This window comes from Flavobacterium sp. ST-158, from assembly GCF_058309975.1.
This window is the reverse complement of record NZ_JBZEEN010000008.1, coordinates 72,259-87,607: the sequence shown is the minus strand read 5'-3', so window position 1 is coordinate 87,607 and position 15,349 is coordinate 72,259. Positions and strand designations below refer to the sequence as shown.

Sequence of the window (15,349 nt, the reverse complement as noted above, 5' to 3'; positions counted from 1 at the left end):
GGTAACGCCCTATTAAAATTTAAAATATTCGATATAGTTGTTTAAATCTTTATCGCCTCGACCTGAAAGGCAAATAACAACAACATCTTCGGGTTTGAACTTTTTATCGTTCAAGACCGCTAATGCGTGTGAAGATTCAATGGCTGGAATAATTCCTTCTAGTTTACAAAGTTCCAGACCGGCATTCATAGCGTCATCATCGGTCACAGAGAAAAACTCAGCGCGACCAGTTTCGGCTAAATGCGCGTGCATAGGTCCCACACCTGGATAATCTAAACCTGCCGAAATAGAATAAGGCTCGGTGATTTGACCATCGGGAGTTTGCATCAACAAGGTTTTGCAACCGTGGATGATACCTACTTTCCCTAATTTGCTTGTGGCAGCACTGTGTCCGGAATTGATTCCTTTTCCAGCAGCTTCTACCGCAATGATTCCTACTTCGGGTTCGTGTAAAAAGTGGTAAAAAGTACCTGCAGCGTTACTACCACCACCAATACATGCTACAACATAATCAGGGTTTTCACGTCCTTCTTTTTCTTTTAGTTGCCATTTGATTTCCTCAGAAATAACACTTTGAAAACGTGTTACCATATCCGGATAAGGATGAGGTCCAATGGCAGAACCAATGATATAATGGGTGTCCACTGGATTGTTAATCCAGTCGCGAATAGCCTCGTTAGTGGCGTCTTTTAGTGTTCTGGAACCTGAAAGGGCTGCACGAACTGTTGCGCCAAGCATTTTCATACGGGCAACGTTTGGCGCCTGACGTGCAATGTCAATTTCGCCCATATACACGATGCATTCTAATCCCATTAAAGCACAAACGGTCGCAGTTGCTACACCGTGTTGTCCGGCGCCGGTTTCGGCAATGATACGTTTTTTACCTAGTTTTTTAGCTACTAAAATCTGTCCAATAGTATTGTTGATTTTGTGTGCTCCTGTATGATTTAAATCTTCTCTTTTTAAGTAGATTTTAGTGTTGTATTTTTCAGAAAGGCGTTTGGCAAAATACAGTGGACTAGGACGTCCTACATAATCTTTTAGCAATTGGTCAAACTCAGCTTTAAAACCAGGTTCGGCCATGATTTTTAAATATTGTTGGCGTAATTCCTCTACATTAGGATATAACATTTCAGGAATGTATGCTCCTCCAAACTGGCCATAATAGCCTTTTTCATCAACGTTGTATGACATTTTATATGTTTTATTGGTAGTAATGCGTTGCAACGCATCTTTACATAATTGTACGTTTTTTAATCCTGGTTCTTTTTCAAATTTACTGTTTACATCAATAGCATAAACGGGCAAATTGGTTTTTAGTATTTCATTAACAGCATCTATTTCATCAGGTCCAATGCCTCCGCTTAAGAAAAACGGTTTCTTTGATGGGTATTTTTCCAATACTTTCCAGTCAAATGTAGTTCCGTTTCCTCCGGGTAATTTTCCTTTGGTGTCAAAAAGAAAATAATCGCAGGCATTTTCAAAAGCTGCTAAAACAGAGAAATCAAAATCATCGGCTACCGAAAATACTTTTATGATTTCGATAGAAGCAAGTTTTAAATGCTGAAATTCAGTTTTCAAATTTAAACAAAAATCTACAGATTCCTTGCCGTGTAACTGAACTGCCTGCAAATCGTGTTGTTGTACTTTTGCAAGGATGTTTTCGATTGTTTCGTTGACAAAAACCCCTGTTTTTTTAATCGATTTTGGCAACTCAGGGATAACACCATCAAAATAACGAGCCGATCTTTCCCAGAAAATAAATCCCATATAATCGGGTAGGAGCGCGCCTACTTCGAGTATATTGTCGGGATATTTCATGCCACAGATTTTAATCCCCACCCCAGCCCTCACCGAAGAGAAAGGAGTCGTTGTGTTATGTTTGTTGGTATTTTCCATTTTATTTTGTAATAGTAAATCATTCCCCATTTTTTATTTCCTTAAAATTGGAGTTCCCCCTTCGGGGGCTAGGGGGATTATAGCTTTTTAATAAATTCAGTGGCTGCTTTACCAGCATTGTCGGTTTTCATAAAGTTTTCACCAATAAGGAAACCTTTATAACCGTATGGTTTTAGTTCGTTAATAGCTTCAACTGAACTGATGCCACTTTCGGAAACTTTTACAAATTCATTCGGAATTAAGTCGGCTAATTGCTTGCTGAAATCCAGACTTACTTCGAATGTTTTTAGGTTTCTGTTGTTTACCCCAATCATATCCAATGTAGGCATGATGGATTTTTCCAATTCTTCCTGATTGTGGACTTCTAATAAAACTTCTAATCCTAAGCTTTTAGCAAATTCAGACAAGGATTTGATTTCCTCACGCGTTAAAACCGCTGCGATTAGCAAAATTAAATCGGCCCCATAGGCTTTGGCTTCTAAGATTTGGTATTCATCAACGATGAATTCTTTTCGCAACAGTGGAATATTCACAGAAGCTCTAGCCAACAATAAATCGTCCAGCGAACCACCAAAATATTTTCCGTCCGTCAAGACCGAAATCCCGCAAGCTCCTGCATTTTCATAACCTTTTACAACTTCTTCTACCGTAAAACCATAATTGATTTCAGCTTTAGAAGGAGAACGGCGTTTGTGTTCGGCAATAATTCCAGAATTGCTATTTCGCAAATTGTTGCTTAAAGAAATAGTCTCTTTCTCAAAGAAAACCGAAGCTTCCAATTGTGAAACCGGAATGATTGATTTTTTAAGAATGACTTCTCTTTTTTTGTCAAAGATTATTTTATCTAATATGTTCATTTATTTAATTTAAAGATTGAAAAATTTAAAGATTGAAAAATTTGTGATGTGTAACAAATTACTCTTTAATTTTAGTGTTTAAATATTTTATAAAGTTGGATAAGTTTTGAGAAATCTCAACGCTTAAATTATAACTTTTTTCAATTTCTAATTGTGATATTAATTCTAATTCTCTAGCTAAAACTAGCATACTTCTAACTTCTGCACAACTGCCTTTAGAAATTTTGAGATAACGTATTAATTGCTTGTTATTATTATATTCAGAACCTTCTGCAATATTATTCGTAATTGAAATGACTGCTCTTTTAATTTGATCTTTAAAACTGAATTCTTTTTCGAAAGATTTATTTTCTAATAATTTAAAAATCAATTTAGCTAATTGAATTCCCTTTTGGTAAACTTCAACTTCTTCAAATGATTTTGTCATAATCTTTCAATTTTTAAATCATTAAATCTTTCAATTAAAAACTTAACTCTTGTAATTTTTTCAAAGCTGTTAATCCTTTTCCGGAGAATAAGCTTTCTTTAGCTTGTTCAAAACCTTCTAATGGCGTGCATCCTGTTACGGTAGCAATTGCCATAGCAGCATTGGCACAAACCACATTGTTTTGTGCTTCAGTACCTTTTCCGGAAATAATATTCAGGAACATTTGAGCAGATTCTGCAACGGTGCTTCCACCTTCAATTTCACTTTGTTTGATTATATTAACTCCGAAATCTTCAGGATTTAGCATTCCTTCTGTACTATGCGTAATTACTTTGGTAGCTCCCGTTAGCGAAACTTCATCATAACCATCTAAGGCGTGTACGATGGTAAAGTTACTATCCGTATTTTGATAAAGATACGCATACATACGAGCCAATTCCAGATTAAAAACGCCTAACAATTGGTTTTTAGGGAATGATGGATTAATCATTGGACCTAAAATATTGAAAATAGTTCTTACTCCTAGTTCTTTTCGAATAGGTCCCACATTTTTCATGGCAGGATGGAATAGTGGAGCGTGAAGAATACAAATTCCAGCCTGATCCACACATTTCTTCAAGAAATCAGAGTCGTTACTGAATTTTATTCCTAAACTTTCCATTACATTACTGGAACCTGTAATTGAAGAAACACCATAATTTCCGTGTTTGGTTACTTTAATTCCTGCTCCGGCTGTGATGAAAGAAGCCAAAGTAGAGATATTAAAAGTATCTTTTCCATCTCCTCCGGTTCCTACTAAATCAATGGTGTTGTAATCGGATAAATCAATACGAACACACAGTTCCTGAAGCGCCTCTCTAAAACCAGCTAATTCGTCAATACTAATGCTTCGCATCATGTATACGGTTAAAAAAGCGGCTATCTGGCTGGTGTTATAGTCTCCGTTAGAAATGTTAACCAATACGTTTTTAGCTTCTTCTTTAGAAAGCAATTCGTTATTGATTAATCTATTTAATATGTTTTTCATTTTTTTTTAAGTTGCTAAGAATCTAAGTAACTACGGTTCTAAGTTTTTTATTAACTGAATATTATGAATTTACCCAGTTTTCAAGCATTTTCTTTCCATTAGGAGTCAATACACTTTCTGGATGAAACTGTACTCCGCGAACATCATAAGTTTTATGACGCAAAGACATCACCTGACCGTTTTCGTCAAAAGAAGTAGCTTCTAAACTTTCTGGCAAAGTAGCATCAACTACCCATGAATGGTAACGACCGACTTCGAATTCTTTGTCTAAACCTTGGAATAAAAGTTCGTCGTCAACCACTGTTTTTACGTTGGTTGCTACTCCGTGATACACTTTATCTAAGTTAGAAAGTGTTCCGCCGTAAACTTCGCCAATGGCTTGTTGACCAAGGCAAACTCCAAAAATGCTTTTAGTAGGACCATATTTTTCAATAACTGGTTTTAACAAACCTGCTTCATCAGGAATTCCAGGACCTGGTGACAAAAGGATTTTATCAAAATGAGCAATTTCGTCTAATTCAAATTCGTCATTTCTGTATACCGTAACCTCACAATTCAAATCTTCAAGATAATGCACTAAATTGTAAGTGAAACTATCGTAATTATCTATAACTAGTATTTTCTTCATTTTTTCATTGAAAAATTAAAAGATTAAAAGATTGAAAAATTAGCATAGTGGTCAATCTTTAAATTCTTAAATTATTAAATCTTTAAATTATTTTAAATAGTTTCTGCTAAATCTAAAGCTGTATTTAAAGCTCTCAATTTGTTGTATACTTCCTGCATTTCACTTTCTTCATCTGAACTGGCCACAATTCCGGCGCCCGCTTGTGAATGCAATTGGTGGTTTTTACTCAGGAAAGTACGAATCATAATGGCGTGATTAAAGTTGCCTTCAAAATCCATAAAACCGATGGCTCCACCGTAGAAATTACGATTTGTTTTTTCATAATCTTCAATTAATTGCATGGCTCTGTGCTTTGGAGCTCCACTCAGGGTTCCGGCAGGGAAGGTATCGGCAACAACCTGCATTGCGGTCGCATTGTCATGTAAATGTCCGGTAACTTTTGATACCAAGTGGATAACGTGAGAAAAGAATTGAACTTCTCTGTAACGCTCCACATTTACATTATGTCCATGACGGCTTAAGTCATTTCGAGCCAAATCTACTAGCATTACGTGTTCGCTGTTTTCTTTTTTATCTTCAGATAATTGTTTGGCTAAAACAGCATCTTTTTCGTCATCACCAGTTCTTTTGAAGGTACCAGCAATAGGGTGAATTTCGGCTTTTCTATTTTTTACAATAATTTGAGCTTCCGGTGAAGAACCAAATATTTTGAAATCACCATAATCAAAAAAGAATAGGTAAGGGGATGGGTTGATGCTTCTTAAAGCGCGATACACGTTGAATTCGTCTCCTTTAAAACCTTGGGTAAAACGTCTAGAAAGAACCAATTGGAACACATCTCCTCGGTGACAATGTTTTTTAGCTAAGGCTACATTGTGTTTGAATTCTTCATCAGTTAAATTGGATTTCCCTTCGCCATCTCGTGAAAATTTATAAGAAGGAATATTTCTAGATTGCATCAACTGCTCAATTTCTGAAATGTTATTTGTGTCGTCTACACTGTGACAGAAAATATAAGCCTCATTTTTAAAATGATTGATGGCAATGATATTTTGGTAAACTGCATAATACACATCAGGAATTGTGGTTTCTTCATCTTTTTTAGCGATAGTTACCTTTTCAAAATAACGTACAGCATCATACGAAATGTAACCAAATAATCCATTATTGATGAACTTGAAATTGTTTTTCTCTGATTTGAATTGACCTGAGAATTGCTGAATTACTTCAGGAATATTCGTTTTAGCATCGATAGCACTGGTTTCGGAAGTTCCGTCAGGAAATTGTTTGACAATCGTTTCGTTTTCAATTTTTATAGAAGCAATAGGGTTGCAGCAGATGTAAGAAAAACTGTTATCATTTCCGTGATAATCACTACTTTCCAGTAATAAACTATTTGGAAATCTATCTCTTATTTTAAAATACACACTAACAGGAGTAATCGTGTCAGCTAGTATTTGCTTGAATTTTGTATTTAGTTTAAATTGTTTCAATGGGAATAAATTTAAAATTTGTAAGCATTTGTTTGTAATTCGTTTGGCATAAAAAAAAGGCCTGTCGTGATGACAAGCCTTTTATATTTATAGATAATAATACCATAGGAGCTTAGTTCACGACTATTGACGTAAATTGTTCCACCACCAAGTATTATTTGTAATTGTTTTCATATTGCAAATATAGGAATGTAATTTTAATTTTCAAATACTTAAAAATAAAAAAATCAATATTAATTGTTATACTATTTTTATAGAAAAAAGAAACCCCAACAAAAGATTGTTGAGGCTTTCTAAAGTAAAATGAGTATTTGATTAGAATTTTAACGCTACTGTTAATTCAAATTCGTCATCGATAGCTTTGTCTCCAATTGCGCTGAAAATGCTAGCTGAATTGTATTTAATGTCATATTTAGTTCTGTCTACATTGAATTTTGTTGTAGCAGTTTTTCCGTTTACAGCAATGTCAAAAGTAACTGGTTTAGTAATTCCTTTGATAGTTAAATCAGCAGTTACAGTGTAAACGTCTTTTGCTTTTGCACCGATTTTTTTGAAAACTAAAGTTGAAGTTGGGAATTTTTCAGTAGCAAAGAAATCGTCTGATTTCAAGTGTCCGTTTAATTTCCCTAAGTATTCACCTGTAAGATCTGTAGCGGTAAGTGAAGTCATATCGGCAGTAAATGTTCCACCTACTAATTTTTTTCCTTTAAATACAAGTGCTCCGTCTTTTAGGTTTACTGTACCTGCGTGTTGTCCACCAACTTTTTTAGACAACCAGTTAATTGAACTTGCAGCAGCGTTTACTTTTACTGTTTGAGCTGATGCTACTGCTGTAGATAAAACTACTACTAAAGCTAATGCTATTGATTTTAAATTTTTCATTTTGTTTTAATTTGATTTTAATTGATAATTATAGTGTAATAAATAATTCTTCTTCTGATTTTCTCACTTTTGCATAATGTTGGGTTGCATCTTCTTCATGTCTGTATCCTAAAGTTGCAATAAGTGAAGTGTTTAAACCTAATTTTCCTAGTCCTAAAATTTCGTTTACTTGTTCAGGAACAAAACCTTCCATAGGTGTAACGTCAATTTTTAATTCGGCAGCAGCATTCAATAAGTTTCCTAAAGCCAAATAAGTTTGTTTAGCAGTCCAAATGTTTTTTGTATCATTTGATAGTGTTAGGATTTTAGACTTCATGAAGTCAGAATATCCGGTAAGTGAATCTACAGGAATGTTTCTAGTAAGACTAATATTAGTAACATAATTGTCTATATCTTGCTCTTCTAATTGGGTTTGATTTGCAAAGACGATAAGATGTGAAGCTTCTACAATTTGAGATTGTCCCCAAGCAGCGGGTTGGATTTTAGCTCTTAATTCTGGATTTTCAATAATAATTACTTTGTAAGGTTGTAATCCATAAGAAGATGAACTCAAGCGGATAGCTTCTTTTAATGTTTTTAAATCTTCTTTTGATATTTTTTTTGTAGCATCAAATTTCTTTGTTGCGTATCTCCAATTTTGGTTTTCTAAAAAATTGCTCATGATATTTCTATTGTTAATTTCTGTATTTTTCTAATAAATTGTTTAATTGTTCTAATTCTTCGGTAGTCAAATTGTTTGTCAAAGCGTTTTCGTGTTCAATTACTTTAGGGTCTAATTCGGCTAACACATCCAATCCTTTTTGTGTAATAAGTACTTCTATTTTTCTACGGTTATCAGGACATACATTCCGAGTAACGAATTCTTTCAATAATAATTTGTCTACTAGTCTTGTTGTATTGCTGGTTTTAGCAATCATTCGTTCTTGAATAACACACATATTAGCAGGATTTCCTTTTTGTCCTCTTAGAATCCGTAATACATTATATTGTTCACCTGACAAATCATACGGCTTTAAAACTTCATTAAACTTTTCAGTTAAAATATTCTGGGTATACATGATATTGAGAATAATTTTTTTAGAAAGGTTTAACTCAACGGTACTTTTTATTTCATCTTCAATTTTCATTCCAATACTGTTTTTGTTTGTTGGTACAAATATAACACTTTTTTTATTTGTATATACAAATATTGTGATGGAAAATTTATTTTTTTTATTAAAAAAAAAGTAAAAATGTCGTGAAGTATTGATTTTACTAGGTTTTTTGATTGCCTTTTTAAGGTGTGAAAAAATACTATTTATTGTATAAAAGCGATTTGATTTTAATAAGCCGGTTTTAGGAGCTGTAATTTCAGGTTTGGTTTTGTCTAAAATGCCTAAAATTATCTTCAAAATCAAATTTTAAGTTTCATATTAAATGATCTTGATTGCTGTGCAATGCTTTTCTAGTCTCTTCGATGTTTTTCTTCCTTTTGAATGTAGTGAACATAATTCCAAGCATCATGATAACAGCAGTTAACAATATCACTTGAATAATAAGTGATTTGTTTACCAAATAAATCTGGTTTTCGGGCGCTATGGAAAGGAATAGAAGAATGGTAATTAATCCTCTAGGTGCTACAAATAGTAAAGGAAAAATAGGCAGCTTTGATATTTTAAGCTGGAAAAAACGAATAAAAAGTATAATTCCTACAATACCTAAGGCCCAAATAATAGTTTCTGGATTAATTATTTCGGAGGTTTTAATTAGATAACCAAATAATAAAAAGAATAAAGCGCGTACTAAAAATGTAGCTTCAATAATTAGTTCTTTAAATTTATGAACTTCTTTGTTTAATAGATCTAACCTAAATTTTTCAGTCCATTTGTAATGTTTTAATTCATCTAAATTTCCAATTGATAAGCCAAAAACCATGATAAACACAAGGGCTGGTAAATGAAAAATTTTAGATATTTCGTATATTAAAATAATAAGCAAAACTATTGGAACAAACTTGATGTGATGGTCTATTTTGTTTAATAGAAAGGAAAGGAAAATAGTAGCAACAAAGGATATGATAATAATCAACAGGATTTCAAGGAAGAAATGTCCAAAAGTTTCTACTCCAAAACTAGTGTTGAATGCCACAAAATTAAAAAATATAACACCAAAAATATCTGACAAACTACTCTCGTAAATAACAAATTCTTTATAGGTCTGGCGTAGATTTCTAACGCTAGGAATAGCAATAGCACTGCTTATAACGCAAAAAGGAATTGCATTACTAAGGCAAGTTTTAAAGTCGTATTCGCTATAATAATACAATAGATAAGCAAGGCTAAAAGCCATTGCAAACAATGGGATTAATGCGCCCAAAGATGATTTTTTTATCAAACTTACTTTGGATTTATTTAATTCGAGTTCTAATGAACCTTCAAGTACGATTAGTATTAATCCAAGTGTACCTAAGACTGGAAGAGTAGAGCTTAAATCGGGTAAATTTATAAAGAAGAAAGTAGTAATTTCTTTTACAATCCAACCTAAAAGCAGCAATAATATAACCGATGGAATATTTGTTTTGGCAGCAGTAAGGTCAAACAAATAAGAAACCAATAATAAAATACAAAGAGAAATTATAATTGTCATATTTTTTAGTTTTTCATCAAATAATCTTTAAAAGACTAGCTTATAGCTGGATTTTCTTTTAAATATACTTTATTTTGATGTTAAAATATGAAAAAAATATAATTTAATATAATATATGTTCTTCTTTTAGCTTATTTTTTAGAATTGTAGATTGCCGTTTTTTGGGCTTTAGTTATAATGAGTTCAAAATTAGTATTTTGAGTTTTTTCTATGTAAATAAAAACCAAAGTGTTTTTTATACAAGGTTTGTTATTGTAAAAGCATTTAGTTTTCGTATAACAATAAACGGTTTCTCACTCGTAATAATTCTGTTTGTAAAGCATCAATTTTTTGTAATAAATTAAGAACAACGTCAATACCTTCAATATTAACATCCAGTTCTTTATGCATGCGTACAATTTTTTCAATTTCATAAATAGATTCTTTATGTACGTACTCAATGTTGTCAACATGTTGAATTTCAATAAGTCCATTGTCGTTAAGCGTATTGAAAAAACTAATTTCTAGTTTGTAATGCTGACATAGTGTATTTAGAGGGATAAAATTTTCGGTATTCATGTTGTTCTTAATTTAGATAGTTCAGTAAATAATGCAATTTCTTTTTCGTTAAGATTGCTCGGGATTTTTATTTGAAAAGTAATGTATAAATCGCCAAAATGACCTTCTTTTTTATAAACAGGAAATCCTTTTCCTTTGAGCTTTACTTTAGTACCGTTTTGTGTTCCTGGCGCAATTTTAAGTTTTGCTTTACCATCAAAAGTATTTACGGTAACTTCTCCTCCTAATATAGCTTTGTATAAATCGAGATTAACGGTTGCATATAAATTGTCTTTGTCTCTTTTAAAATCAGGATGGTTTTTAATTGAAAATGTAATGTATAAATCGCCTTTAGGACCGCCGCCAGCACCTTCGCCACCGTGACCTGAAATTTTTATGGTTTGTCCGTTTTCAATTCCTGCGGGAATCGTAAAACGAATGTTTTTTCCATCTACAGTAACTGTTTTTTTATGGGTAGTGTAGGCTTCTTCTAGATTTAATTGCAATTCAGTGGTGTAATCAGCTCCTTTAAATTGTTGATTTCTACCACGATTTCTGGCTGCGTTTCCAAAAAGGGATTCGAAAAAATCTGAATAATCGTCTCCATCTCTACCATAGGAGTTGAATTCTTCTTGAGATCCGCTACTGCCATAATAACGTTGTTGTTGATTGGCTTTTTCATATTCGGCAGCATGTTGCCAATGTTCTCCATAAGCATCGTATTTTTTTCGTTTCTCAGCATTGCCCAGTACTTCATTGGCCTCATTGATTTCTTTGAACTTTTTTTCGGCTTCTTTGTCATTTGGGTTGATGTCCGGATGGTATTTGCGAGCCAATTTTCGGTAAGCTTTTTTTATTTCGGCTTCTGTTGCTTTTTTGTCAATTTCTAATACTTTGTAATAGTCTATAAATGCCATGTTGAATTGTTTTTCAATTACTAATTGTTAGTGCTCTTATAGGATTTCCGATTGGAAATTATCAAGATAAATATTCAAGTTTAAACAATCTTGATACTATAAATTTACTCAAATTTCATTTGAAAAAGAGCTTAACAGAAATTTATTTTAGATATAATATTTTAATCGGTTTTGAAATTTAATTTTCTCGATATTATCTGTATCAAAGCATATGAAAATAAAAAAATGCTCAGACTATTAATAAGTCCAAGCATTTTTAATATTGAAAATTAAATTGTTTTAGGTGTTTTTGTTTAATTCAAAAAATTACTCTTTGAATAGTTCGGCCATTAATTTCTTGCTGCCTACCAGCCATAATAAATCATTTTGTTCTAAGATGATGTTGGATTCAGGATTTAGAATTCGGTTTCCTTTTCGTTCAATGCCTACTAATAAACCTTTGGTACGTTCTCTTAATTTAGATTGACCAACACTTTTACCAATAAATTCTTCATTGTTTAGAACAATTTGACGTAAAATAATTTCTTCATTGACTACTGTTTCCGGTACTTCAACTTCATGTTGGGTTAAAAACTTAGAAAATTCTTTTACTTGTGCATCCGACCCAATTACACAAATCTCATCGCCAGGAAACAAACGCTCCATTTTATTAGGGATTTGGATAACTATTTCCCCTCGTTTTATGTAAGCAATATTGACTCCAAGAAGTTCTCTCATTTTAATTTCGCGTAATGTTTTTCCAGCTAGATTAGATTCTTTTGAGATTTCAAAAGTAGTCATGTGGCCATCCCAAGATGTTAAATAGGCATAGCGGCGATCCATCTTTTTTTCTTCTCTATCGTTGAGGTTTGTCAAGAAATGGCTTTCGATTTTGTGGTATTGCTCGTGTAATTTTTTTGGAAATAATAAATAGACTACAATAGCCATTACTAAGGCGAAAAATGCAATTATGGGTGAGAAGAAAATGTTTAATAAAAATCCAATATAAAATACGGCTAATCCCATACGGAAAAAGAAAAGCATTAAAATAGGACCTCGATATCTTTTTTCTTCAAATAATAAATCGACTTCTTTTACAGCAACCCTTCGTAATGAAAGTGCCCACAAAAATGGAGAAATAACGATCATTGTAATTAAAGCTGCAATGGTATTTCCAAATTTTGAATCTTCTACTAAAGGCAATACAAATTTAGAAGACATTAAAATAACCGATGTAATAATAATAGTATGTAGTATTATTTGCATCAGGTGTGCTCTAATAACAACTTGCCAAGTACTTACCGAGCGGATGGCTTGTGCATTGGCGCTATATCGAGCTATTCTTTTCGTCCATTTTCGGGGTAATTCTTTTTCTAAATAAGTAGAAAAAGGAACCGCCATCTTTACCATAAAAGGAGTAGTAAAGGTGGTTATTGCCGAAACGGCTACGACTACCGGATATAGAAAGTCACTCGTTACATTCATAGACATTCCTAGTGTGGCAATAATAAAGGAGAATTCTCCAATTTGTGCCAAACTCATTCCTGTTTGCACCGATTGTTTTAAAGGTTGTCCAGAAATTAAAGCTCCCAAAGTAGAACTAATAGATTGGCCAAAAATGGTAATAAAGGTCAATATTACAACAGGAATAGCATATTCGTACAAAGTATGCGGATTAATTAACATACCCACCGATACAAAGAATACGGCTCCAAATAAATCTTTTACGGGCTTTATAAGATGTTCAATGTGTTCGGCTTGAGTGGTTTCGGCAATGATAGATCCCATGATAAAAGCGCCTAAAGCTGGAGAAAAACCTACGTTTGAAGCTAAGATTACCATCATTAAACACAATGCTAATGAAATAATAAGCATCATTTCATCTGTTAGTAAATGCTTTGTTTTTTTTAATAATGTTGGTATAAAAAAGATTCCACCCACAAACCAAGCAATCAGGAAAAAGCCTAATTTGAATACAGACATTAATAATTCACTACCTGAAAATTGCTGACTCACTGCTACGGTGGATAACAATACCATCATTAAAATAGCTACAATGTCTTGGACAATAAGTGAACCAATAACGATTCCTGCAAATTGTTGGGCTTTCACACCTAATTCATCAAAGGTTTTAAGGATAATGGTAGTGGAGGAGATAGAAAGAATTACACCAAGAAAGATACAATCCATTTCCCGCCAATCCATCCATTTTCCAACCAAATAACCAATGAGTACCATGGCTATGATTTGAGTAATGGCGGTTATGGAGGCTGTGCCTCCCACTTTCATTAATTTTTTAAAACTAAATTCTAGTCCCAAACTAAAAAGTAATATGATAACGCCAATTTCTGCCCAAACTTCAACGCTATGGACGTCTTTTACAGATGGGAAAAAATCGAAATGGTTTCCCGCTAAAAAACCAGCAATTAAATAGCCCAGCACTAAAGGTTGTTTAATTATTTTAAATAACAATACAGCACAACCAGCGGTCATAAGGATTAGTCCTAAATCGCTAATTAAAGGTTTTAAATGTTGGGATGCCTCAGCAACTGCAGCAACTGTACTCATATATTATTTCTTTTTTTGCAATCTTGCTAAATATAGCAAAAGCGCTTTTGATGTGCAATTTTAAAATTTCATTTAGGATATTTATAAAAAAAGTCCCGAAACTCGGGACTTTTTAAAAATTGAATATGTGAATTTAATTAAATTCCTAAAAAGTTACTTGGAGTAATTTGTAATAACTCTGCCTTAATTGCTTCCGAAACTTCCAATGTTCCAATGAATTCATGTATTGATTTTTTAGTAATCGCCTCATTAGTTCTAGTTAAACCTTTTAAAGCTTCATAAGGATTTGGATAGGCCTCACGACGTAAAATAGTTTGGATGGCCTCAGCTACTACTGCCCAGTTGTTTTCTAAATCTTCATGGAATTTAGACTCGTTCAATAATAACTTGTTTAATCCTTTTAAAGTAGCTTCAAAAGCAATGATAGTGTGTCCCATAGGAACACCTATATTTCTTAAAACGGTACTATCGGTTAAATCACGTTGCAATCTTGAAATAGGCAATTTAGCTGATAAATGTTCGAAAATCGCATTAGCAATACTTAAGTTTCCTTCTGAGTTTTCAAAATCAATAGGATTTACTTTATGTGGCATTGCCGATGAACCTATTTCTCCCGCTTTGATTTTTTGTTTGAAATATTCCATCGAAACATAAGTCCAAATATCTCTGTCTAAATCGATGATGATGGTATTGATTCTTTTTAATGCATCAAAAAAAGCGGCAAAATGATCATAGTGTTCAATTTGAGTTGTTGGAAATGAATGGTGTAATCCTAAATTTTCCTGAACGAATTTAGTACCAAATTGTTTCCAGTCAATTTGTGGGTAAGCCACGTGGTGGGCATTGTAATTTCCTGTTGCTCCACCAAATTTAGCAGCAAAAGGAATGTTGAATAACAAACGCATTTGCTCTTCAATACGCTCTACAAAAACAGCAATTTCTTTCCCTAAACGAGTAGGAGAAGCTGGTTGTCCGTGCGTACGGGCAAGCATAGGTACATCTTTCCATTCTACACTTAATTCTTTTAATTTTGAAATTAAAGCAATCAATGATGGCATGTATACGCTCTCAAAGGCTTCTTTTGTAGAAAGTGGAATGGCAGTATTGTTGATATCTTGAGAAGTCAATCCAAAGTGAATGAATTCTTTGTATTCCGATAAACCTAATTTTTCAAAGGCATCTTTGATAAAATATTCAACGGCTTTAACGTCGTGATTCGTAACTTTCTCTGTTTCTTTAATCCAAAGTGCGTCTGCAGTAGAGAAATTTTTATAGATGTCACGTAAACTTTCGAATAAATTAGGGTTTACATTTTTTAATTGTGGCAAAGGTACTTCGCACAAAGCAATAAAATATTCAATTTCTACCAATACACGGTACTTGATTAAAGCTTCTTCAGAGAAAAAAGGAGCCAATGAAAGTGTTTTATTTCTATATCTACCATCAATTGGAGAAATAGCATTCAATTCGTTTAAAGTCGTCATTGTGTTGTTATTTTTTCGAAAGGCAC

At 33.1% G+C, this 15,349-nt stretch carries 14 protein-coding genes and 1 pseudogene; all 15 read right to left on the bottom strand.

Features of this window, described 5'->3' with window-relative positions:
* Positions 1-12 precede the first annotated feature (12 nt).
* The 15 genes and pseudogenes from trpB to purB all read right to left on the bottom strand — a co-directional run bounded on the left by trpB (position 13) and on the right by purB (position 15,323).
* Positions 13-1,194: a tryptophan synthase subunit beta gene (gene trpB / locus AC4FRF_RS12955; RefSeq protein ID WP_491160093.1), complete on the bottom strand. Its 1,182-nt coding sequence runs from the start codon at positions 1,192-1,194 to the stop codon at positions 13-15.
* A gap of 39 nt (positions 1,195-1,233) precedes the next feature.
* A pseudogene (locus AC4FRF_RS12950) lies at positions 1,234-1,821 on the bottom strand (phosphoribosylanthranilate isomerase); the annotation flags it as partial.
* Between the two features lie 155 nt (positions 1,822-1,976).
* Entirely contained in the window at positions 1,977-2,756 is a 780-nt protein-coding gene (gene trpC, locus AC4FRF_RS12945; RefSeq protein WP_491159975.1) for an indole-3-glycerol phosphate synthase TrpC, read from the bottom strand.
* Positions 2,757-2,814: 58 nt separating this feature from the next.
* A complete protein-coding gene (locus AC4FRF_RS12940; RefSeq protein ID WP_491159974.1) occupies positions 2,815-3,183 on the bottom strand; it encodes a four helix bundle protein in 369 nt (122 codons plus the stop codon).
* Positions 3,184-3,217: 34 nt separating this feature from the next.
* Positions 3,218-4,210: an anthranilate phosphoribosyltransferase gene (gene trpD / locus AC4FRF_RS12935; RefSeq protein WP_491159973.1), complete on the bottom strand. Its 993-nt coding sequence runs from the start codon at positions 4,208-4,210 to the stop codon at positions 3,218-3,220.
* Positions 4,211-4,271: 61 nt separating this feature from the next.
* Positions 4,272-4,838: an anthranilate synthase component II gene (locus tag AC4FRF_RS12930; protein ID WP_491159972.1), complete on the bottom strand. Its 567-nt coding sequence runs from the start codon at positions 4,836-4,838 to the stop codon at positions 4,272-4,274.
* A 92-nt stretch (positions 4,839-4,930) separates the two neighbouring features.
* Positions 4,931-6,331, bottom strand: coding sequence for an anthranilate synthase component I family protein (locus AC4FRF_RS12925; RefSeq protein WP_491159971.1), 1,401 nt, complete (start codon positions 6,329-6,331; stop codon positions 4,931-4,933).
* A 315-nt stretch (positions 6,332-6,646) separates the two neighbouring features.
* A complete protein-coding gene (locus tag AC4FRF_RS12920) occupies positions 6,647-7,213 on the bottom strand; it encodes a YceI family protein (protein ID WP_491159970.1) in 567 nt (188 codons plus the stop codon).
* A gap of 28 nt (positions 7,214-7,241) precedes the next feature.
* Positions 7,242-7,874, bottom strand: a complete 633-nt coding sequence (locus AC4FRF_RS12915) for an NAD(P)H-dependent oxidoreductase (RefSeq protein WP_491159969.1) — start codon at positions 7,872-7,874, stop codon at positions 7,242-7,244.
* Positions 7,875-7,887: 13 nt separating this feature from the next.
* The gene (locus AC4FRF_RS12910) at positions 7,888-8,340 is read right to left on the bottom strand and encodes a MarR family winged helix-turn-helix transcriptional regulator (RefSeq protein ID WP_491159968.1); all 453 of its coding nucleotides are present in this window, start codon (positions 8,338-8,340) and stop codon (positions 7,888-7,890) included.
* Positions 8,341-8,620: 280 nt separating this feature from the next.
* Positions 8,621-9,838, bottom strand: coding sequence for a cation:proton antiporter (locus AC4FRF_RS12905; RefSeq protein ID WP_491159967.1), 1,218 nt, complete (start codon positions 9,836-9,838; stop codon positions 8,621-8,623).
* A 264-nt stretch (positions 9,839-10,102) separates the two neighbouring features.
* Positions 10,103-10,396: a chaperone modulator CbpM gene (locus AC4FRF_RS12900; protein WP_491159966.1), complete on the bottom strand. Its 294-nt coding sequence runs from the start codon at positions 10,394-10,396 to the stop codon at positions 10,103-10,105.
* The gene (locus tag AC4FRF_RS12895; RefSeq protein ID WP_491159965.1) at positions 10,393-11,292 is read right to left on the bottom strand and encodes a DnaJ C-terminal domain-containing protein; all 900 of its coding nucleotides are present in this window, start codon (positions 11,290-11,292) and stop codon (positions 10,393-10,395) included. The genes AC4FRF_RS12900 and AC4FRF_RS12895 overlap by 4 nt, the downstream gene beginning before the upstream one ends.
* Before the next feature lie 306 nt (positions 11,293-11,598).
* A complete protein-coding gene (locus AC4FRF_RS12890) occupies positions 11,599-13,839 on the bottom strand; it encodes a cation:proton antiporter (protein WP_491159964.1) in 2,241 nt (746 codons plus the stop codon).
* A gap of 137 nt (positions 13,840-13,976) precedes the next feature.
* The gene (gene purB / locus AC4FRF_RS12885) at positions 13,977-15,323 is read right to left on the bottom strand and encodes an adenylosuccinate lyase (RefSeq protein WP_491159963.1); all 1,347 of its coding nucleotides are present in this window, start codon (positions 15,321-15,323) and stop codon (positions 13,977-13,979) included.
* Between the last annotated feature and the right edge of the window lie 26 nt (positions 15,324-15,349).

Bases quoted from the DNA above. Each gene is read 5' to 3' on its own strand.
- AC4FRF_RS12940 (WP_491159974.1), bottom strand. From the start codon at position 3,183: ATGACAAAATCATTTGAAGAAGTTGAAGTTTACCAAAAGGGAATTCAA.
- AC4FRF_RS12910 (WP_491159968.1), bottom strand. From the start codon at position 8,340: ATGAAAATTGAAGATGAAATAAAAAGTACCGTTGAGTTAAACCTTTCT.
- AC4FRF_RS12895 (WP_491159965.1), bottom strand. From the start codon at position 11,292: ATGGCATTTATAGACTATTACAAAGTATTAGAAATTGACAAAAAAGCA.
- trpC (WP_491159975.1), bottom strand. From the start codon at position 2,756: ATGAACATATTAGATAAAATAATCTTTGACAAAAAAAGAGAAGTCATT.
- AC4FRF_RS12890 (WP_491159964.1), bottom strand. From the start codon at position 13,839: ATGAGTACAGTTGCTGCAGTTGCTGAGGCATCCCAACATTTAAAACCT.
- AC4FRF_RS12930 (WP_491159972.1), bottom strand. From the start codon at position 4,838: ATGAAGAAAATACTAGTTATAGATAATTACGATAGTTTCACTTACAAT.
- purB (WP_491159963.1), bottom strand. From the start codon at position 15,323: ATGACGACTTTAAACGAATTGAATGCTATTTCTCCAATTGATGGTAGA.
- AC4FRF_RS12920 (WP_491159970.1), bottom strand. From the start codon at position 7,213: ATGAAAAATTTAAAATCAATAGCATTAGCTTTAGTAGTAGTTTTATCT.
- AC4FRF_RS12905 (WP_491159967.1), bottom strand. From the start codon at position 9,838: ATGACAATTATAATTTCTCTTTGTATTTTATTATTGGTTTCTTATTTG.
- trpB (WP_491160093.1), bottom strand. From the start codon at position 1,194: ATGTCATACAACGTTGATGAAAAAGGCTATTATGGCCAGTTTGGAGGA.
- AC4FRF_RS12915 (WP_491159969.1), bottom strand. From the start codon at position 7,874: ATGAGCAATTTTTTAGAAAACCAAAATTGGAGATACGCAACAAAGAAA.
- AC4FRF_RS12900 (WP_491159966.1), bottom strand. From the start codon at position 10,396: ATGAATACCGAAAATTTTATCCCTCTAAATACACTATGTCAGCATTAC.
- trpD (WP_491159973.1), bottom strand. From the start codon at position 4,210: ATGAAAAACATATTAAATAGATTAATCAATAACGAATTGCTTTCTAAA.